20 protein-coding genes are annotated in these 20,345 nt (G+C 59.1%); 8 read left to right on the forward strand and 12 right to left on the reverse strand.

The features are described 5' to 3' along the window. Nucleotides 1–214: 214 nt before the first annotated feature. Nucleotides 215–655: a hypothetical protein gene (locus KUIN1_RS25930; RefSeq protein WP_004407332.1), complete on the reverse strand. Its 441-nt coding sequence runs from the start codon at nt 653–655 to the stop codon at nt 215–217. Between KUIN1_RS25930 and KUIN1_RS25935 the strand changes: the two genes are divergently transcribed. Next, complete coding sequence (locus KUIN1_RS25935) at nt 654–1,109, forward strand: tRNA (cytidine(34)-2'-O)-methyltransferase (RefSeq protein WP_024652462.1); 456 nt, start codon at nt 654–656, stop codon at nt 1,107–1,109. The genes KUIN1_RS25930 and KUIN1_RS25935 overlap by 2 nt on opposite strands. Before the next feature lie 61 nt (nt 1,110–1,170). On the opposite strand, the gene secB is transcribed toward KUIN1_RS25935, so the two are convergent. The 3 genes from secB to KUIN1_RS25950 are packed head-to-tail and all read right to left on the reverse strand — an operon-like array spanning nt 1,171 to nt 2,367. Next, on the reverse strand, nt 1,171–1,659 hold the full coding sequence (gene secB, locus KUIN1_RS25940) for a protein-export chaperone SecB (protein ID WP_003372189.1): 489 nt from the start codon (nt 1,657–1,659) through the stop codon (nt 1,171–1,173). 40 nt (nt 1,660–1,699) lie between these two features. Further along, nucleotides 1,700–1,951 (reverse strand): glutaredoxin 3, encoded by a 252-nt coding sequence (gene grxC / locus KUIN1_RS25945; protein ID WP_011269283.1) that lies wholly within the window; start codon nt 1,949–1,951, stop codon nt 1,700–1,702. 2 nt (nt 1,952–1,953) lie between these two features. Then, entirely contained in the window at nt 1,954–2,367 is a 414-nt protein-coding gene (locus KUIN1_RS25950; protein ID WP_003318290.1) for a rhodanese-like domain-containing protein, read from the reverse strand. 156 nt (nt 2,368–2,523) lie between these two features. Between KUIN1_RS25950 and gpmI the strand changes: the two genes are divergently transcribed. The 6 genes from gpmI to KUIN1_RS25980 all read left to right on the forward strand — a co-directional run bounded on the left by gpmI (nt 2,524) and on the right by KUIN1_RS25980 (nt 11,466). Beyond that, complete coding sequence (gpmI, locus tag KUIN1_RS25955) at nt 2,524–4,056, forward strand: 2,3-bisphosphoglycerate-independent phosphoglycerate mutase (RefSeq protein ID WP_004407326.1); 1,533 nt, start codon at nt 2,524–2,526, stop codon at nt 4,054–4,056. Nucleotides 4,057–4,208: 152 nt separating this feature from the next. Further along, complete coding sequence (locus tag KUIN1_RS25960; RefSeq protein WP_011269286.1) at nt 4,209–5,534, forward strand: murein hydrolase activator EnvC family protein; 1,326 nt, start codon at nt 4,209–4,211, stop codon at nt 5,532–5,534. Between the two features lie 33 nt (nt 5,535–5,567). Then, on the forward strand, nt 5,568–6,905 hold the full coding sequence (locus KUIN1_RS25965) for a S41 family peptidase (RefSeq protein ID WP_010433148.1): 1,338 nt from the start codon (nt 5,568–5,570) through the stop codon (nt 6,903–6,905). Nucleotides 6,906–6,908: 3 nt separating this feature from the next. Next, entirely contained in the window at nt 6,909–7,691 is a 783-nt protein-coding gene (locus KUIN1_RS25970; RefSeq protein ID WP_004407320.1) for a divergent polysaccharide deacetylase family protein, read from the forward strand. Nucleotides 7,692–7,942: 251 nt separating this feature from the next. Beyond that, nucleotides 7,943–9,766, forward strand: coding sequence for a M60 family metallopeptidase (locus KUIN1_RS25975; RefSeq protein ID WP_060400255.1), 1,824 nt, complete (start codon nt 7,943–7,945; stop codon nt 9,764–9,766). 197 nt (nt 9,767–9,963) lie between these two features. Beyond that, nucleotides 9,964–11,466 carry a trypsin-like serine peptidase gene (locus KUIN1_RS25980; protein WP_053275613.1) on the forward strand — a complete coding sequence of 501 codons (1,503 nt, stop codon included), beginning with the start codon at nt 9,964–9,966 and terminating at the stop codon, nt 11,464–11,466. 4 nt (nt 11,467–11,470) lie between these two features. On the opposite strand, the gene KUIN1_RS25985 is transcribed toward KUIN1_RS25980, so the two are convergent. Next, nucleotides 11,471–12,226, reverse strand: coding sequence for a substrate-binding periplasmic protein (locus tag KUIN1_RS25985; protein ID WP_004407313.1), 756 nt, complete (start codon nt 12,224–12,226; stop codon nt 11,471–11,473). 414 nt (nt 12,227–12,640) lie between these two features. On the opposite strand from KUIN1_RS25985, the gene KUIN1_RS25990 reads away from it, so the two are divergent. Then, nucleotides 12,641–13,978, forward strand: coding sequence for a S1 family peptidase (locus KUIN1_RS25990; RefSeq protein ID WP_232059995.1), 1,338 nt, complete (start codon nt 12,641–12,643; stop codon nt 13,976–13,978). Between the two features lie 56 nt (nt 13,979–14,034). Here the strand turns inward: KUIN1_RS25990 and hisF are convergent, their stop codons facing one another. The 7 genes from hisF to KUIN1_RS26025 form a co-directional block, all read right to left on the reverse strand. Further along, nucleotides 14,035–14,805 (reverse strand): imidazole glycerol phosphate synthase subunit HisF, encoded by a 771-nt coding sequence (gene hisF, locus KUIN1_RS25995; RefSeq protein ID WP_002551458.1) that lies wholly within the window; start codon nt 14,803–14,805, stop codon nt 14,035–14,037. Nucleotides 14,806–14,824: 19 nt separating this feature from the next. Continuing rightward, nucleotides 14,825–15,562 (reverse strand): 1-(5-phosphoribosyl)-5-[(5-phosphoribosylamino)methylideneamino]imidazole-4-carboxamide isomerase, encoded by a 738-nt coding sequence (hisA, locus tag KUIN1_RS26000; protein WP_003372206.1) that lies wholly within the window; start codon nt 15,560–15,562, stop codon nt 14,825–14,827. Between the two features lie 106 nt (nt 15,563–15,668). Then, entirely contained in the window at nt 15,669–15,929 is a 261-nt protein-coding gene (locus tag KUIN1_RS26005; protein WP_162496708.1) for a DUF2164 domain-containing protein, read from the reverse strand. A gap of 4 nt (nt 15,930–15,933) precedes the next feature. Beyond that, complete coding sequence (gene hisH, locus KUIN1_RS26010; RefSeq protein WP_003318304.1) at nt 15,934–16,572, reverse strand: imidazole glycerol phosphate synthase subunit HisH; 639 nt, start codon at nt 16,570–16,572, stop codon at nt 15,934–15,936. Then, on the reverse strand, nt 16,572–17,165 hold the full coding sequence (gene hisB / locus KUIN1_RS26015; RefSeq protein WP_002551454.1) for an imidazoleglycerol-phosphate dehydratase HisB: 594 nt from the start codon (nt 17,163–17,165) through the stop codon (nt 16,572–16,574). The genes hisH and hisB overlap by 1 nt, the downstream gene beginning before the upstream one ends. 93 nt (nt 17,166–17,258) lie before the next feature. Then, complete coding sequence (locus KUIN1_RS26020) at nt 17,259–18,458, reverse strand: amino acid aminotransferase (protein ID WP_152092392.1); 1,200 nt, start codon at nt 18,456–18,458, stop codon at nt 17,259–17,261. A 216-nt stretch (nt 18,459–18,674) separates the two neighbouring features. Continuing rightward, nucleotides 18,675–20,336 carry an OFA family MFS transporter gene (locus KUIN1_RS26025; protein ID WP_011269292.1) on the reverse strand — a complete coding sequence of 554 codons (1,662 nt, stop codon included), beginning with the start codon at nt 20,334–20,336 and terminating at the stop codon, nt 18,675–18,677. Between the last annotated feature and the right edge of the window lie 9 nt (nt 20,337–20,345).

Consider the following 20,345-nt stretch of genomic DNA (forward strand, 5'->3'; position numbering starts at 1 on the left):
ATCACTTCCGGCACACGAGCAACATGTATAAATATTTATAATTCAAAGAGTTATGTGTTGCAGGAATAAAGCATGGCCTCACGCAGGGAGGATCCGCTTCTCACGCGAACACGTTTTTTCTGAAACGATTTGAAAACTGGCACGCCCCCTGCAATAGGTATTACATCGCCAGTTTTGGGGACCTTGGTACAGGCAGGCCGGGGATTCCCCTCTTTTATTCCTCCCGGAGACTGACCTCCAGTCTCCAGCGCCCGTCCACCTTCTCAGTGCGCCAGTCGCCATGAAGTGGACGGGCTGCCAGGAGCGTCAGCACCAACCCCTTCTCTCCACGTTCTACCTTCCAGCGCGCAATCCTGTTGTCGAACCTCAGTTGGCCCGTCCACGGCTGTCCTGAGGCATCGACGTTGAGTACCACTGCACCATCGACTGTCGCGCCGCGATACTTCGGTTCTTCGTTGAACCAGAGCGCCAGACCGGCAGGCAATTCTTCGATCTGCTCCAGTTCGACCGGGTCAGGCTGCTGCAGGCGGCCGATAATCGTGCCCACGGTAAACCCGACAATCGCCATGGAGCCAAGAACACGCGGCCATAGCTTCGGTCTCGGGTCCTCTTCAAGGGTAGAATGCATCCCGTCCTTTCGTTCGGAGCCGTGCATGTTTCACGTCATCCTTTTTCAACCAGAAATTCCGCCGAATACCGGCAATGTCATCAGGCTATGCGCCAACAGTGGCTGCACCCTGCATTTGATCGAACCCTTGGGTTTCGAGCTGGACGACAAGCGCCTGCGTCGTGCCGGGCTCGACTATCACGAGTATGCCACGCTGCAGACACATGCTGACCTGGCAAGCTGTCTGGAGAAGATCGGCAACCCGAGGGTGTTCGCCTTCACCACCAAAGGCTCTCGGCCTTTTCATGATGCGAGCTTCGAGCCAGACGATGCCTTTCTGTTCGGTCCGGAGAGCCGTGGCCTGCCCGCCGATATTCTTGACTCGCTGAGCAGCGAGCATCGCTTGCGACTGCCCATGCGCGAAGGCTGCCGCAGCCTTAATCTGTCCAACACGGTGGCCGTGGCTGTCTATGAAGCATGGCGTCAGCACGGGTTTGCCTAGACCGAGCGACCATGCACAAAAAAGCGCCCCGAAAGGCGCTTTTTGTTTGCAGCGGTAACGCTTACTGAACAGTCGGCGTTTCGCCAGCTTCCTGCATGCGCTGCAGTTCTTGCGCGTACAGGGCGTCGAAGTTCACCGGAGCCAGCATCAGCGCAGGGAACGAGCCACGTACGACCAGGTTGTCGATGGCTTCGCGAGCGTAAGGGAACAGGATGTTCGGGCAGAATGCGCCGAGGGTGTGGCTCATTGCGCCGTCGTCCAGGCCCTTGATCAGGAAGATACCGGCCTGTTGCACTTCAACGATGAAGGCAACTTCGTCGCCATTGTTGACGGTCACGGACAGGGTCAGCACGACTTCGTAGAAATCGCCTTCCAGCTGCTTCTGACGGGTGTTGAGGTCCAGGCTGACGGTCGGCGTCCACTCCTGGCGGAAGATCGCCGGGCTTTTTGGCGCTTCGAACGACAGGTCGCGAACGTAGATACGCTGCAGGGAGAATTGTGGGCCGTTTTCTTCGTTGGCAACGGCGTCGTTGTTCGGTTGATCGGTCATCTCGGATCCTTGTCAGATTAGGCTGAAAGATTAAGGGGTATCAGGCCAGCAGCGCATCGAGCTTGCCGGCACGCTCCAGAGCGAACAGGTCATCGCAGCCGCCCACGTGGGTCGAACCGATCCAGATTTGCGGTACGGAAGTACGACCGGCCTTCTGGGTCATTTCGGCACGCAGCTGCGGCTTGCCGTCGACCCGGATTTCCTCGAAGGCCACGCTCTTGCTCTGCAGAAGCTGTTTGGCACGTATGCAATACGGGCAGTAGTCGCTGGAATAGACGATGACTTGAGCCATGTTCACTTCACCAGAGGAAGGTTATCGCCGCGCCAGCTGGAAATGCCGCCGGACAGCTTGGCCGCCTTGAAGCCGGACTTGAGCAGCTCGCGGGCGGTGGTGCCAGCATGCTGCCCCATTGCATCGACTATGATCAACGTCTTGTCCTTGTATTTCTCCAGTTCGGCGGTACGGGTCAGTACCTTGTCCTGCGGAAAATTCAGGGAGCCGACGATGTGCCCTGCGGTGTAATCCTTTTTCGAGCGCACGTCGATGACCACGCCCTGATCGCTGTTGACCAGCGCGGTCAGCTCGCGAGTGCTCAGGCTGGCGCCGCCCTTGCTCATTTCGTAAGCAATCAGCAGTCCCAGCAAAATGACGAAGGCACCGGTGATCAAATAGTGGTTAGTGGCGAATTCAAGCAGGTGAGCAACCATCAGTAGGTTCCAGGGCGTTAAAATGTCGGCCAGTATACACAGCAGCCAAGGTCGGCCAAAGTCCGTACGGCAGTGACGCCGTTTGAACTTGTCCTTAAAATGCCGTTCCCTTGTACTTTGTTCATCTCTTTATCCAATCAGCATCGAGTGGGTTCTATGACTGCCACGCCAAAACCTCTGGTTCTTATCATCCTGGATGGCTTCGGACACAGCGAAAGCCACAAGGGGAATGCCATTCTGGCCGCGAAGATGCCGGTCATGGATCGTCTCTACCAAACCATGCCCAATGGCCTGATTTCCGGGTCGGGCATGGACGTCGGTCTGCCGGACGGGCAGATGGGCAATTCCGAGGTCGGGCACATGAACCTGGGTGCCGGCCGCGTGGTGTATCAGGACTTCACCCGGGTGACCAAAGCGATTCGCGATGGCGAGTTCTTCGAGAACCCGACCATCTGCGCCGCTGTGGATAAAGCCGTCAGCGCTGGCAAGGCCGTGCACATCATGGGCCTGCTGTCCGATGGCGGCGTGCACAGCCACCAGGACCATCTGGTTGCGATGGCAGAACTGGCGGTCAAACGCGGTGCAGAAAAAATCTACCTGCACGCCTTCCTCGACGGTCGCGACACGCCACCGCGCAGCGCGAAGAAATCCCTCGAGCTGATGGACGCAACCTTTGCCCGTCTGGGCAAGGGTCGCACTGCCACGATCGTCGGTCGCTACTTCGCCATGGACCGTGACAACCGCTGGGACCGGGTTTCCTCTGCCTATAACCTGATCGTCGACAGCACCGCCGATTTCCACGCCGACAGCGCCGTTGCCGGGCTCGAAGCCGCCTACGCACGCGACGAGAACGACGAGTTCGTCAAGGCCACCCGCATCGGCGAAGCCGCCCGCGTGGAAGATGGCGACGCGGTGGTGTTCATGAACTTCCGTGCCGACCGCGCTCGTGAACTGACTCGTGTGTTCGTCGAAGACGATTTCAAGGACTTCGAGCGCGCCCGTCAGCCGAAGGTCAACTACGTGATGCTGACCCAGTACGCGGCGAGCATTCCTGCACCGTCCGCTTTTGCTGCGGGCAGCCTGAAAAACGTGCTGGGCGAGTACCTGGCGGACAACGGCAAGACCCAGCTGCGCATCGCTGAAACCGAAAAATACGCCCACGTCACCTTCTTCTTCTCCGGCGGCCGAGAAGAACCGTTCCCGGGTGAAGAGCGCATTCTGATCCCGTCGCCGAAAGTCGCCACTTACGACCTGCAGCCGGAGATGAGCGCACCGGAAGTGACCGACAAGATTGTCGATGCCATCGAACATCAGCGTTATGACGTGATCGTCGTCAACTACGCCAACGGCGACATGGTTGGCCACAGCGGGATCATGGAAGCCGCGATCAAGGCTGTGGAATGCCTGGACGTGTGTGTCGGGCGCATCGCCGAGGCGCTGGAGAAAGTCGGTGGTGAGGCGCTGATTACCGCGGACCACGGCAACGTCGAGCAGATGACCGACGACTCCACCGGACAGGCGCACACTGCGCATACCTCCGAGCCGGTGCCGTTCGTTTATGTCGGCAAACGTCAGCTGAAAGTTCGCCAAGGCGGCGTTCTGGCCGATGTCGCGCCGACCATGCTGCACCTGCTGGGCATGGAGAAACCGCAAGAGATGACTGGTCACTCGATCCTCGTGGCCGAGTAATCCGGAAAAACCGGCCTTTAGCCATCAGGCAAGGCCGGTTTTTTATGTTTCAGGCCTCAAAGCAGTGGCTGCGAGGCGTTTTTTTTGCAGCGCATGGCGGGCATACTAGGCCTGACATTTTTTCTCACAATTCCTCGGTATCGCCCACCCACATGCTTCGCGCCTTGATTGCCCTTGCTCTGATCTGCCTGCTCAATCCGGCGTTTGCCGAAGACGAGCGTGTGCAAACCCAAAAACAGATAGATGCTGCGCGTCAGGATGTGGCGGAGCTGCAAAAAGTCCTGGGCAAGCTTCAGGAAGAACGTGCAGGCGTCCAGAAGGACCTGCGCACCACTGAAACCGAAATGGGCAAGTTGGAAAAGCAGGTCGAGGTCCTGCAAAAGGAACTAAAAAAGACGGAAACCGAGCTGCAAAAGCTCGACAGTGAAAAAAAGAAACTCAACAGTGCCCGCGTTGAACAGCAACGCCTGATCGCCATCCAGGCCCGCGCCGCCTACCAGAGCGGCCGTCAGGAATACCTCAAGCTGCTGCTCAACCAGCAACATCCCGAGAAGTTCGCGCGAACCCTCACCTATTACGATTACCTGAGCCAGGCGCGCCTGGAGCAGCTACGCAATTTCAACGAAACCCTGCGCCAGCTGGCCAATGTCGAAAAAGACATCGACCTGCAACAGGCCCAGCTGCTGGTGCAGAAAAGCAACCTGGACAGCCAGAGCGAAGAGCTGGCCAAGGTTCGTCAGGAACGTCAGCAGGCACTGGCCAAGCTGAATCAGGACTACAAGGCCCGCGATCAGAAAATGCAGGCGCGGCAGCAGGATCAGGCCGACCTGGCCAAAGTCCTCAAGACCATCGAAGAAACCCTGGCCCGCCAGGCACGTGAAGCCGAAGAAGCTCGCCAGAAGGCGCTGGTCGCAGCCCGCGAGGCGGAAGAGAAGCGTCAGCGCGAAGCTGAAGCCGTCGCCCGCAACAACAGCAACAACAGCAGTAGAAAAAGCGATGATGAACCGGCACCGCGTCGCCCGGTCAAAGCCCCCGGCGCAGTCGTTTCCAGTGCCGGTGTTTCCTACGGCGGACCGTTTGCAGAGGCCAAGGGAAAACTTCCATGGCCTATCGATGGTCGACTGCTTGCGCGTTTCGGTGAAGCCCGCGGTGATGACGAACGGACCAAATGGGACGGCGTCATGATCAGCGCCGCAGCCGGAAGCCAGGTACGTGCCGTGCATGGCGGACGAGTGGTGTTCGCCGACTGGTTGCGCGGTGCCGGGCTTCTGGTCATTCTCGACCATGGCAACGGTTATCTGACCCTTTACGGGCACAACCAGAGCCTGCTCAAGTCGGCAGGCGACATTGTAAAAGCCGGTGAAGCGATTTCCACGGTCGGCAATAGTGGCGGTCAGGACACGGCAGCGTTGTACTTTGCTATTCGTCAGCAGGGTCGCCCCAGCGATCCGGCCCAATGGTGCCGCACTCAAGGATAAGTCGGCGTCAATATCTGTAGGAGTTCGTTAGACATGCTGCATTTGTCCCGCCTCACCTCGCTGGCCCTGGCAATTGCCATCGTTATCGGCGCGCCTCTGGCGCAAGCTGCCGAAAAGACCGCGCCAGCCACGCCTGCAGCAGTCTCGCCCGCCAAAACCAACGCCGCCGCAAAGCCGCCGCTGCCGCTCGACGAGTTGCGCACCTTTGCCGAGGTCATGGACCGGGTCAAGGCGGCCTACGTGGAGCCGGTCGACGACAAGACTCTGCTGGAGAACGCCATCAAAGGCATGCTCAGCAACCTTGATCCGCACTCTGCCTACCTCGGCCCGGAAGATTTCCAGGAGCTGCAGGAAAGCACCAGCGGCGAGTTCGGTGGGCTGGGCATCGAAGTCGGCGTCGAGGACGGTTTCGTCAAGGTGGTTTCGCCCATCGACGACACACCGGCTTCCAAGGCTGGCATCGAGGCAGGCGACCTGATCGTGAAGATCAACGGTACGCCGACCCAGGGCCAGAACATGCAGGAAGCGGTCGACAAGATGCGCGGCAAGATCGGCGAAAAGATCACCCTGACGCTGGTCCGCGATGGCGGCACGCCGTTTGACGTGACCCTGGCGCGGGCAACCATTCAGGTCAAGAGCGTCAAGGCGCAGATGCTGGAAAATGGCTACGGCTATATCCGCATCACCCAGTTCCAGGTCAAGACCGGTGACGAAGTCGGCAAGGCGCTGGCCAAATTCCGCAAGGACAACGGCAAGAAGATGAGCGGCCTGATTCTCGACCTGCGCAACAACCCGGGCGGCGTGCTGCAATCGGCCGTGCAGGTGGCGGATCACTTCCTCACCAAAGGCCTGATCGTCTACACCAAAGGCCGCATTGCCAACTCCGAACTGCGCTTCTCGGCAGACCCGGCAGACGCCAGTGAAGGCGTGCCACTGGTGGTGCTGATCAACGGCGGCAGCGCCTCGGCATCGGAAATCGTTGCCGGTGCCCTGCAAGACCAGAAACGCGGCATCCTGATGGGCACTGACACCTTCGGCAAAGGCTCGGTGCAGACCGTCCTGCCGCTGAACAACGATCGCGCCCTGAAGATCACTACCGCGTTGTACTACACGCCGAACGGCCGCTCGATCCAGGCCCAGGGCATCAACCCGGACATCGTGGTACGTCGGGCCAAGGTCACCAACGAAGCGGACGGCGAGAACTACAAGGAAGCCGACCTGCTGGGTCACCTGGGCAATGGCAACGGCGGCGCAGACAAACCGACCGTCAAGAGTGGCGCAGCCGCCAAGGCGCGTCCGCAGGATGACGACTTCCAGCTCAGCCAGGCGCTCAGCCTGCTCAAGGGGCTGAGTATCACCCGCGGCAACTGACGGATGCGCTTTCTAACTTTGTTATTGCTGACCCTCTCGATCACTGGCGCTGCCCATGCAGCGCCAGCCGAGAACAGCGGCAAACCGTCCAAGGCCTACCTGAGCCTGATCATCGATGACCTGGGCCAGAATCCGCAGCGCGACAGCCGCACACTGGCGCTTCCCGGCCCGGTCACCCTGGCAATCATGCCCGACACCCCGCATGCCACCGAGTTTGCCCGCCAGGCTCATCGCGCAGGCAAAACGGTCATGCTGCACATGCCCATGGACCCCGCGACCGGTCCTTACGCCTGGCACCCCGAGCTGCCACTGCCTGAGCTGGAAAGCCGTCTCAATGCTGCCCTGCTGAAAGTGCCGTACGCAGCCGGCATCAACAACCACATGGGCAGCCGGATGACCGCCGAGCCGGTCGCCATGACCTGGCTGATGGCCGAGCTACAGCGTCGTCACCTGTTTTTCGTCGACAGCCGCACCAGCGCGAAAACCGTGGCGGCCGCCGAAGCGCAGCGCATCGGTCTGGCCAGCGTCTCGCGTGACGTATTCCTGGACGACGAACGCACCGCAGAAGCCATCACCCGCCAATTGCAGACCGCGATAAAAATCGCCCGCAAATATGGTTCTGCCGTGGTGATCGGACACCCCTACCCTGTCACGCTGGACGTACTGGAACGCGAACTGCCCAACCTCAAGGCACAAGGCGTCGAATGGATCGACCTGCGCAGCATGATCGGCGAACGCGGCAATCAGGCGAGTGCGGCGCATGGCAAGAACGGGATTTATCGCTGACGCAGCAAACCACTGCACCGCCCTGTCAGTTCTGTCAGTACCTTCCAAGCAAGGACAGGCCCACACTGCGCTTACTCGGTTTGAGCAGGACGGCCATGCGACCGCAGAGAGTGTCTGACTGCATTCGCTACTCCAGCTGTTGTACGAGAGATCGCAGGCACGAGCCTGGCGGCATCGCCGCCCAAGCCCGTATCTGCTCACTATTTCTCGCTTGAGCATTAAGCGCTCAAGCAGCAACAGGTAATCATTCGATGAACGATTTCACTTCAGCCGTCGCTGGCGCAAGGGCGCTGCAGGGCTTCATCTGCGGCACCTCCATAGAGGATTCCGAACCGCAGGCAACTCAAGCCGTTTCAATTGTCGCAGTCGACATAACGGCAGTTTCAGATGATCGCGTCGAGGTCATCGTCATGGTCTACGGCGCAAACGGGGCGACGGTAGAGGCGCTTAGAGCCGATGGCACCTGGGCCTCCATCGGCTCGGTTGCCATGGGCATACTCAATCCGGATGTGCCTGCAAATTATCTCGTAGACCCTGACCACATTCGCCTGCGTGTCGCCGGCTTTCCAGACTCTGACACCACGTTTCGAGTCCGTCCGATACTGACCCGCCTGTCATCGCACAAGAACAACGACGGCAGCCTGTCAGTCAGCGGCTCTACCACTATGCAGTCGGGGCTGGTGGAAGCGTTTTCCGATTCGGAATGGAAAGGCATCGGTATCGTCAGCGGCGGGGTCTTTTCCAACCCGGCCGTACCGTCTGCTTATCTGCACACCGCCGATACCCTGCGTGTTCGAATATGCAGCCATGATAAAAATATTTGCTCTTATGCACTGGATTCAACGCTCGAGTTCCCTCACCCGCGCTCCGTGCTTATTCAACCAATGCAGGACGCTGCTGCCGAGCAGGCGGCAATGTCCTGGAGAATACGCAAGGCGGACTATCAGCCAACCGGCTACTTTGCGCTCGCAGGACAAGAGTTCGAGGTACGGGTATGGGGCAACGTCGATAATCTGACCTTGCTGGTCGGTACACAAGGCTTGGCTGACCGCGACGATCCGTCAGAGCAGTCCGAGAACATGCGAGCGCGGCCTCTGACCCGAGGAATAAACATTATTCGAGACCCCTTGGGAGGTGCCATTCACATCCGTAACCTGATCGGCTCCAGGCCGGGCGTAGCAAGGGTTATCTTCGGAAGTGGCGCCATTCCGATGCCCTACTATGTCAATGGGATTACAGCGACCCAGTGGCGAAAAATGCTTCTACTCACCAAGGCGCCTGAGGTCGAGCTGGTGGGTACGCACATAGTAGTGGCAGCATTTCGAAGCACGGCGCTCAAGTTTTCTGATGTCGAACCCAGTGCCATAGTGCATTCTCACGAAGAAGTCATGCGGCTGGAGGCAGAAGTCAGCGGGTTTGACGGTTCTGCACCCATTCACACAAGGTCTCGCTTGTTGATCTATGCGGTGGAAGGCTCCGCCAGCAAAATTCCCCATGCGACCACAGGTTGCATTGCCTTGCCCTACAGAGAAGCGATCGGTGAGTTCAATGAGGCTCTACTCGGAGGGCTGGCCGCTGAGCGATGGGTCACGCTGCACGAGTACGGACACCATTATCAAACCTCTTACAACTCATACGGCCTGTTTGGCGAAATCACCGTCAATCTTTATGCCCTTGCTGTAGGACGACACTACATCAACGAATACACCTATGTACTTCCAGATCGGTGGAATGGCACCGTGAATTGGCTGGCGTTACCACGCACTGAAAAAATCTACGGGGCGCCTGAATCCGACCCTTTGGCAATGTTTGAACAGCTTCGCAAGGGATTAGGCGAGGACTTCCTGCCAGACTGGCATCGTTACATCAGAGAACATCCAGGCGAGGCCCTGGGTCTTAAATACTTCGTACTGACTGCGTCTATCGCCGCCAAACGTAACCTGACCGAGTTTTTTGCCGATTGGGGCTTACTCAAACTCACGGATACCGACGTATGGATTGCCGTGAACGCCCTTGGATTTCCTTACCCGTCACAGCGGCTGGCTGCCATCAGGCCTTACTTGAATCAGGTTTGACTGTCATGGATCAGCTCGGCTTGGCAGAGGTAAGTACATGAATACGCCCGGATTGCGTCGGCAGGTTCAAGACCAGACGTAAGCCAAATCTGCTTTCCGTGTCCACCACCGTCTCAGCCTTGATAAACGTGTCAATTCCGGCTTAAAGGAAGGTGTTCCCATGATGGGGGCCCAGACACATTTATCAGGGATTGATGATGAAACCGACCATGATGACGGGGGCGTGCTGCATTGCCGCACTGCTGCCTTTTTCCATCCACGCCACACCTGCAGACCTGGGCGAAGGGCTGATGGCTCTCGCACCTTCGATAGCCCTGCTCAACGCCGACGGCTCACGCGACCACTGGAACGGCATCGGCCGTATCAACAGCAGGTCAGGGTCAAACTGCACGGCGACGCTGATCGATAGCCGAAGCGTCGACAGCCCGTCTGACGCGCCCGCCTACGTACTCACCAGCGGCCACTGTATCAATCGCCAGAATGGCGTGATCATCACCGATGGCGAAATCGAAGGCAGCGTGCAGTTCAATTTCTTCACCGACAGCACCGCCCGCAGCTATCCATTGAAGCGGGTCAACTGGAGCAGCATGCAGGGTGTGGACCTGGCGATTGTCGAGCTGCAGCCCACGCTTGAAACACTCGTCAACGACGGCATTCAACCCATCAGGCTCGCCGCGGAAATGCCCGAACAGGGTCGCGCTATCTTGTGGGTGGGGGCACCGCTCGACAAGGAGACCGGGCATCTGCGCATGGCGGCCTGTGTTCACCAGACGTCGGCGGTGATCATGGAGCCGCCTTGGGTCTGGCGTCACACCGTCCGTAATCAGTGCCGGGATGTCGGTACGGGCGCGTCCGGCAGCCCGCTGCTGACCCGCGACAGCGGCGAGCTCTATGCGGTGATGAACCTCACCAATCAGGCCTCGTCGGATAACCCGAGCGAAGACCTCAGTGAAGAAATACCCGGCTTTCCGCCAATGATCGCCGACAGCAACTATGGCAACCCGGTCACGCTGCTGAAGAAGTGCTTTGTCAGCGGCACGCTGAGTACGGACCCGGCGACCTGCGATCTGTTTCCAGTCTTCTCTGTCGATTTCGAAACACTGGGCCGGCAGCCCGCGCAGCATGCCAGAGTACAACTGGATGCTGAAGGCAGGAATGTCTATCCATCCTGGGACTTGCGCTTCATGGTCGACACGCCGTTGTATCGCTACAAGAAGGTCGATTCGGCCATGCAGTGCGAAGACCCGGTGGGTTACAGCCATACCATCAGCTCGCAGAACGCGACCATCGACGACCCTGTGGACAAACAGATCGGCATCAACTGGCTGTGCATGGTAGGTGTGTCTTCGGCCGAACAACGCTCCAGCATCGGTCTGATGCGCAACGCACTGACGCTTGGCATAGAGCTGCAACCGGCAGGCCCCACGCCGGCACCGCAAGTGGAGATCGGCACAAATCGATCTGGCGCGACATCGGTCGTCTGGTCGCACGAGCACCGGCTGATCGACTACTACACGGTCAAAATGGGCAAGCCGGAAATCACCGACTGCTCTGCCCCTGAAGGTTTCAAGCCGCAATTTCGCGATCTGACATTACGCGCGAAGTCGTTGCCGTTGAAGATCTGCACCTACGCCCACGATATCAACGGTCAGCCATCCGCCTTGCGCGAAGACATCATCCCGTCGCCCGCAGCAGGCTGAGCGGTTACTGATAGCGCGCCTTGGCGGCATCGACCCAGCCTTCGGCGCGCATCTGATCGAGGGCCTTTTGCAGGCGCCTGACAACCTCGTCAGGGGTGCTCTTGTTGACCGCCAGGTAGAGTTCGGCGCTGTTGAAACGCAGCGCCGTCTTGAAGCCCGTGACGCCTTCCAGCTTCGCCAGATAGCGGCCCACTGGATCGCCTACTGCCCACAGATCGATCTGGCCGTTGGCGAGCTTTTTCACGTTGTCGCGGTCACGCAACATCAGAATCGGATTCAAGCCCATGGTTTTAAGACGCTCGCCAATCGCATCGCCCTTGTAGGCACCGATGCGGTAATCCCTGGCCTGCTCCAGCGACGTCAAGGTGATCGGGCTGTCACCGCGCGCCAGCATGACCCAGTCGTAGGAACCTACCGGGCCGACCCATTTGAAGAGGCTTTCACGTTCGGGCAGGCGGGTCGTGGAAAACACGCCGTAACCGGGCTTTTCCAGGGCCAGTTTGTAGACCCGGTCCCACGGAAAGCGCAGCGTCATGCTGTAGCCGATATTGGCGCGCTTGAACATCTCGCGCACCACCTCGGCGGCGATACCGTCGATGTTGTTTTCCTGAGCGAAATTCTTGCCGTCGACCGCCATGTTGAACGGCGGGAAGTTCTCGGTCAGCAACACCATGGAATAAGGCGTCGACTCGCTGGCCCGGACACCTTCACTCGACAAGACACCGATCCCGATCAGTGCAAGCAGTAGGCGTTTGAACATGTTCCGGCACTCGATCGTGAACGACGCATGCAGAGTGCCGTGAACCCGGCGCACTGTCTAGCCCGGTACTTCGCGATGTCGCTTATGGACAACTTCGGTATGAGCGCTATCCGCACCGTCGTGAAGCCCCTCAGGCTCAATAACTATTTACCTCACGCGGCACAGCAGAATTTCATTGAATGACAGGCACCTGACACCACTTATCAAGGAATGATGATGGATATTCAAAGACGGGTTTTTCTGGCTGTACTTGCGGTCTCGATGACGAACGTCGCGTCTGCACAACACATCGACTACGGCCAGGGAATGGCATCCTTCACACCCTCTTTGCTGCTGGAGAACGAGGATGGCAGGTTTGATCACTGGAATGGCATAGGCCGTATGGAAAGTCGGGGAAACCGCATGTGCACTGCAGTGCTCATCGATTCTCGTGGCAACCCTCAGGTCGACAGCCCTGATGTACCCGCCTACGTATTGAGCAGTGGCCATTGCACTTACACCCAGCCAGGCCAGTTGGGTGTTGATCTGGAAATAGAGGGGCATGTCGAATTCAATTATTTCAAGGGCATGTCCAGAAATCGCAAGAGCTATGCGCTGAAGAGAATCAAATGGAGCAGCCTGCGCGGTACAGACCTCGCTCTGCTGGAACTGGACACAACGTTGTCCCGCTTGTTCAAGGACGGCATTAAACCGCTGGCACTGGCGCAACAGGCGCCTACCGTCGGCATGGACGTGCTGTCTGTCAGCGCCCCTCTGACAGCCACCGGCTATACGCTGCGTTTGTCCGCCTGCAAACTGGAATCGGTGGTAAACATCGTCGAACACCCTTACGCCTGGAATGCCAACCTGAGCAATCGATGCGAAGACGTGTTACCGGGAAGCTCGGGCAGCCCCCTCGTAGACCGCTATACAAACAGGATCATCGGCATCATGGGCACCACCACCCGAGGTGCTGCGGAGCAAAGCCGTTGCTTCACCGACTCGCCGTGCGAGGTCAATGACGGACAGGCTTCGTGGCGTGTCGATACCAACTATGCAAGCCCGATAGACTCGCTGTCTGCCTGCTTTGCCGACGGGGTTTTCGACATTAACCGCCCCGCGTGCACGCTACAATCCGCGGCGCAACTGACGCTGGCAAATCCGGACTATCGCAAGCACTACATCAGGCTCGAACGCGATAAGAACGGGGACGTGATTGCCCCGCGCTGGAACATGGCGTTCACCGTCAATACCTCGATGTTCAAGTTCAAGGCCACGCGTAATCCCGCTGAGTGTCGCGAACCGGACGGTTATAAAAGCTCCAGGGATGCCCGTACCGCGCATATCAATGCTGTTATCGGCACAGAGCCCGGCATTTATTCGCTGTGCATTGCGGGCCACAATGGTAATCAGGGGGCAGCACCGGGTGTCAGGGAAAATGCGTTCATCCATACCGTCGAACTGGTCGAGGCAGATCAAACGCCTGCTCCCCATGTAAACATCGAACGGCTGGATAACGGCAAGCACCAGATAAACTTCATTTCTGGCTTGCCGACACACGCCAATCACGCCTACAAATTCGGCGCCCCCGAACTCACGGATTGCGCCGATTTATCAGGCTACAAAACGGTTTATTACAACTTCAGCATCAGCCCGAAACTGCTTCCGATCAAGCTCTGCACGATGGCCAGGGACGAAGCGGGTCATCCGTCCGCACCGCGCACGGACCTGCTACAGGAACAGGCGTCAGAAGAACAGGCTTCGGAAGGCTGAAATAAACGAGCGCACCAACGATGAAAAAGGTGCGCTCGTCTGACCGCTATGGCGACTCAGCGCACGACAATCCCGCGGCTGGCCATGTAGGCCTTGGCCTCGGGAACCGTGTATTCGCCAAAATGGAAAATACTCGCCGCCAGCACAGCGCTGGCGTGACCCTCGATGACACCGGCAGCCAGATGCTCGAGGTTGCCGACGCCACCCGAAGCAATCACCGGAATACCCAGTGCATCACTGATGGCGCGCGTGACGCCCAGATCGAAGCCGTTCTTCATGCCGTCCTGGTCCATGCTGGTCAGCAGGATCTCGCCAGCGCCCAGGTCTTCCATCTTTTTCGCCCAGAGCACCGCGTCCAGCCCGGTGGGTTTGCGCCCGCCGTGGGTGAAGATTTCCCAGCGCGGGGTTTCGCCCGGACCGGAGACCTTCTTGGCGTCGATAGCGACCACGATGCACTGCGACCCGAAACGCGCGGCGGCTTCACCGACGAACTCGGGGTTGAACACCGCGGCCGTGTTGATCGAGACCTTGTCGGCACCGGCATTGAGCAGGTTGCGGATGTCCTGCACGGTACGCACGCCGCCGCCGACGGTCAGCGGGATGAACACCTGACTGGCCATGCGCTCGACGGTATGCAGCGTGGTGTCACGGCCATCGACGCTGGCGGTGATGTCGAGGAAGGTGATTTCGTCGGCACCCTGCTCATCGTAACGACGAGCGATTTCCACCGGATCGCCTGCGTCGCGGATGTTCTCGAACTTGACGCCCTTGACCACTCGACCGTTGTCGACGTCCAGGCAAGGGATGATGCGTTTGGCTAGGGCCACAGGGTCAATCTCCAGCTGTTCAGCGTTGTTCGCGGTCGCAGAGCGCCTGAGCTTCGGCCACATCCAGCGTGCCTTCGTAAATCGCACGGCCGGTGATTGCGCCGATGATGCCCGGAGCCTTCGCATTCAGCAGCGCCTGAATGTCGCCCAGGTTATGGATGCCACCCGAAGCGATCACCGGGATCCGCGTGGCAGCCGCCAATGCCGCGGTGAACGGAATGTTGCAGCCCTGCATCATGCCGTCTTTGGCGATGTCGGTGTAGACAATGGCCGACACGCCATCGGCTTCGAAACGCTTGGCCAGATCGATGACCTGCACCGAGCTGACTTCAGCCCAGCCGTCGGTGGCGACGAAACCGTCCTTGGCATCCAGACCGACAATCACCTTGCCGGGGAACGCACGGCAGGCTTCGGCCACGAACTCGGGCTCTTTGACGGCCTTGGTGCCGATGATGACGTAGCTCACACCCGCCTTGACGTAATGCTCGATGGTTTCCAGCGAACGGATGCCGCCGCCGATCTGGATCGGCAGGTTCGGGTAGCGTCGGGCGATGGCCGTGACCACATCACCGTTGACCGGCTGACCTTCGAACGCACCGTTCAGATCGACCAGATGCAGACGGCGGCAACCACCTTCGACCCATTTGGCGGCCATGGCCACCGGGTCATCGGAGAACACCGTGGAATCTTCCATCCGGCCCTGACGCAGACGCACGCAAGCGCCGTCCTTGAGATCAATAGCGGGGATAATCAGCATGCTTATTCCTTGGTCTGAAAGAGCGGCAAGCTGCAAGCGGTTAGCTGCAAGTATGCGTACTCACTGATTCTTGCGGCTTGAAGCTCAACGCTTGAAGCTGCTTTATCTAATTCTTTTCGAGTGCCCACAAGTCACTTTCGATGCTCTCGAAGCGCTCCTTGAGCTGCTGCTGAACATCGAAAATGGCGCGATTGTAGTAATGCGGAGCAATCTCGCGAGTGAACAGCTCGAGGACTTCAGCCACTTCGAACGAGCCCATTTCCAGCTCGAAGCGCTCTGCGAACAGGCGCTTGAGCTTGTCGATCGCCTGTTGCTCGTGCTCGGGCGAGAGGGTCAGGATCGGCGGTTTACCCTTGGCTTTGCTCATGCGCTTACCAGCGACCATCCCAGGCGGCGAAGTTCTGCAGCAACTGCAGGCCGTGGGTATGGCTCTTTTCAGGGTGGAATTGCACGGCGAAGCGCGAACCGTCGGCCAGCGCAGCGGCGAAGTCGAGGCCGTAGTGGCCACGCCCGACCACCTGACGCTGATTGGCGGCATCGATATAGAAACTGTGCACGAAGTAGAAACGCGCCTGATCCGGAATGTCATGCCACAGCGGGTGATCCACCGCCTGAGCGACCTGGTTCCAGCCCATGTGCGGCACTTTCAGGTGCTCGCCCTCTTCATGCAGGTCCTTGCCGAAGAACTTTACCTGGCCGGGAAACATGCCGATGCAGTCCACGCCGCCGTTCTCTTCGCTGCTGTCGAGCAACGCCTGCATGCCGACGCAGATACCCAGAAACGGACGGTCCTGGCTCACTTCCTGAACCAGCGAATCAAAGCCCAGACGGCGAATCTCGGCCATGCAGTCGCGAATCGCGCCCACACCCGGAAAGACGATGCGATCGGCTTCGCGAATCACCTTGGCGTCACTGGTAATCAGCACACGGCCTGCGCCCACATGCTCCAGCGCCTTGGCGACAGAGTGCAGGTTGCCCATGCCGTAATCGATGACCGCAACTGTCTGCATCAGAGCACACCCTTGGTGGATGGCATCTGCCCGGCCATACGCTCATCCAGCTCGACCGCCATGCGCAGCGCACGACCGAACGCCTTGAACACGGTCTCGATCTGGTGGTGAGTGTTGGTGCCGCGCAGGTTGTCGATGTGCAGCGTCACGTTCGCGTGGTTGACGAAGCCCTGGAAGAACTCCTGAAACAGGTCCACATCGAAGCCGCCTACAGTGGCGCGGGTATACGGCACATGCATCTGCAGGCCCGGACGCCCGGAGAAATCGATGACCACGCGCGACAGCGCTTCGTCGAGCGGCACGTAGGCGTGGCCGTAGCGACGAATGCCCTTCTTGTCGCCGATCGCCTGGCTGAACGCCTGGCCCACGGTGATACCGACGTCTTCCACCGTGTGGTGATCGTCGATTGCCAGGTCGCCCTTGCATTCGATGTCCAGATCGATCAGCCCGTGCCGGGCGATCTGGTCGAGCATGTGCTCAAGGAAAGGCACGCCGATATCGAATCGGGCCTTTCCGGTACCATCCAGGTTGATCGAGGCTTTGATCTGGGTTTCCAGAGTATTGCGCTCGACGTACGCCTTACGTTCGGCCATCACCAGCTCCGCAAAATCATTGGGCGAAAAAAAGGCGAGCATTATAGGCCCAGAAGCGCCCGCCATGAAGCAAACAGACGACCAGCAGGGTATTTAACGGGCGAAGAGGCTCGCGATTGCGTTACATACCTTATCGATATTCCCTTCATTCAAACCTGCCATGCACACCCGGCCACTGCGCAGCATGTAAATGCCGTGAACATCTTTCAGTTCGTCGACCTGCTGCGGGGTCAGACCGGTGTAGCTGAACATCCCGTTCTGCCTGAGGATAAAGCTGAAATCGTGGCCGGAGACCTTCTGCGCCAGCACCTCGACCAGCCGCGTGCGCATATCGATGATGCGCACGCGCATGGCCTCGACTTCACCCAGCCACTGCTCGCGCAAGTGCGGCGTGTTGAGCACTTTCGAGACCAGAAACGCGCCATGTGCAGGCGGGCTGGAGTAGTTGCGGCGCACGGTTGCCTTGAGCTGGCCGAACACATTGGCCGCCGACGTCGTGTCCTCACAGACCACCGACAGCCCGCCTACCCGCTCGCCGTACAGCGAGAAGATTTTCGAGAACGAGTTACTGACCAGCGTAGTGATACCTGCGTTGGCCATCGCCCGGATGGCATAGACGTCTTCGTCGATGCCTTTGCCGAAGCCCTGATAGGCGATATCCAGGAAGGCGATGAGCTGACGATCCTTGATCACTTCGATCAGGCGGTCCCATTGCGCCACTGTCAGATCGGCACCGGTCGGGTTATGGCAGCACGGGTGCAGCAGGAGGATGCTCTGCGCCGGCAGCCCCTGCACCGTGTCGAGCATGGCCTCGAACCTCACGCCACCCGTCTGGGCATCGAAGTACGGGTACGCATTGACCTTGAAGCCCGCCCCGCCGAACAGCGCGTTATGGTTTTCCCAGGTCGGGTCACTCACCCAGACCTGCGAATCCGGAAACGCGTATTTGAGGAAATCGGCACCTATCTTCAGCGCGCCCGAGCCGCCCACGGTTTGAATGGTGGCGACGCGGCCTGCCTGAACCAGCGGGTGATCGGCGCCGAACAACAGGGTTTGCACCGCCTGCCGATACGCCGCCAGGCCTTCCATCGGCAGGTACACGGACGCTGCCTGTTCGCCTTCGGCCAGTTGCTGTTGCGCTGTTGCCACGCATGCCAACTGCGGAATGCGGCCCTGTGCGTCGTAATACAGGCCGATGCTCAGATTGACCTTGTCCGCACGCGAGTCCTTGCCAAAGGTCTCCATCAGCGAAAGGATCGGATCACCGGCGTATGACTCCACGTGGGCTAGCATGCAAACAACTCCTTCGGGCAATAAAATCAGGGCTGACTAATGTAGCAGCGTATGCACCGGAACGGGCAGTGCATCGAGTACATAGGGTCAACTGAATATGACTATCGCGACGAATAAAATCCGGACGCAATGATCAAAAGCGCAGTGCACCCAAAACCCGGACAAAAAAAAGCGCCTGCACCGAGGTGCAAGCGCTTTTCAGTTACCGGCAGGCTTTTAGTGGAACAGCACTGCGGTCTTTTGCAGGGTAATCCAGACGCCCCACGCCAGCGGGATGCCTACGGCCAGCCAGGCGGCGATGACCAGCGGCTTGCTGCTGTCGGAGGCTTTCCACTCCAGCGAAGTCGTGGCGTTGGCACCCTTGTCGTGACCGATGGCTTGTTCAGCCGCCAGTTCGGCGTCGGTCATGAAGTACTTGTCGGCAACCGGACGAATCAGCAGGTTGCAGATAAAGCCCAGTACCAGCAGGCCCGACAAGATGTACAGGGTGATGTCGTAGGCGTCGGCACGTGCAACACCGTGGGCGAGTTGGTACTCACGCAGGTAGTTGACCAGTACCGGACCCAGCACACCGGCCGCAGCCCAGGCAGTCAGCAGACGACCGTGAATCGCGCCGACCATCTGCGTACCGAACAGGTCAGCCAGATAAGCCGGAACCGTCGCAAAACCGCCACCGTACATCGACAGCACGATACAGAACGCGGCCACGAACAGCGCGATGCTACCCATATGGCTCAGGGTCGGAACCGACGCATAAAGCAGGAAGCCCAGTGCGAAGAATACAAAGTAGGTTGCCTTGCGACCGATGAAGTCCGAGCACGAAGCCCAGAAGAAACGACCGCCGATGTTGAACAGACTCAACAGACCGGTGAAGCCGGCTGCAATCGCAGCAATGGCTTTCAGTTGATCGGCATTGAGCTGGCTGAAGGTCAGGTCGACGCCCAGCAGTTTGCCGGCGAACACTTCCTGCAGCAGCGGCGAAGCCATGCCCAGGATGCCGATACCGGCCGATACGTTCAGGCACAGCACCAGCCAGACCAGACGGAACTGCGGTGTTTTCCAGGCCACGCTGACGTGCACGTGACGGTTGGTGATCATCGAGTTCTTGGCCTTGGCAGCCGGAGCGGTCCAGCCTTCAGGCTTCCAGCCGGTTGGCGGAACGCGGTAGCCCAGTGCACCGCCGATCATGAAGATGAAGTAGATCACCGCCATCACCACGAAGCTCTGCCATACGCCAACGCTTTCAGCCGAAGCGAAGTGACCCATCAGAGCCGTAGCCAGCGGTGCACCCACCATCGCGCCGCCGCCAAAGCCCATGATCGCCATGCCGGTCGCCATGCCGCGCTTGTCCGGGAACCACTTGATCAGGGTCGATACCGGGGAGATATAGCCCAACCCCAGACCGATACCGCCGATCACGCCCGAGCCCAGCCACATCAGCCAGATCTGGTGCGTATAAATGCCCAGTGCGGAAATCAGCAAGCCACCACACCAGCAGAGGGCCGAAACCACACCCGCCTTGCGTGGACCTGCGTGCTCCAGCCAGCCACCCCAAATGGCAGCCGAGCAACCCAGGAAGATGAAAAACAGTGTGTAGATCCAGCCCAGCATGGAGATCTGCCAGTCACAGGTCGACGCGAACATCTGCGCGAAAAAACCCATGTCCGGTGTGCAAGCGACAGGTGCCGTAACACCGATAGCCTTCGACAGCGGCAACCAGAATACCGAGAAGCCGTAAGCCATACCGATACAAAGATGGATGGCCAGTGCTGCAGGTGGAACAAGCCAACGGTTGAAACCTGGCTTGGCGATAATGCGCTCTTTGGACAAGAACGCAGGCTGAACGGCTTCGCCGCCCAAGGCTGTGCTTGTGCTCATTATAATTAC

This window comes from Pseudomonas sp. KUIN-1, assembly GCF_009176725.1.
GTDB lineage: Bacteria > Pseudomonadota > Gammaproteobacteria > Pseudomonadales > Pseudomonadaceae > Aquipseudomonas > Aquipseudomonas fragariae.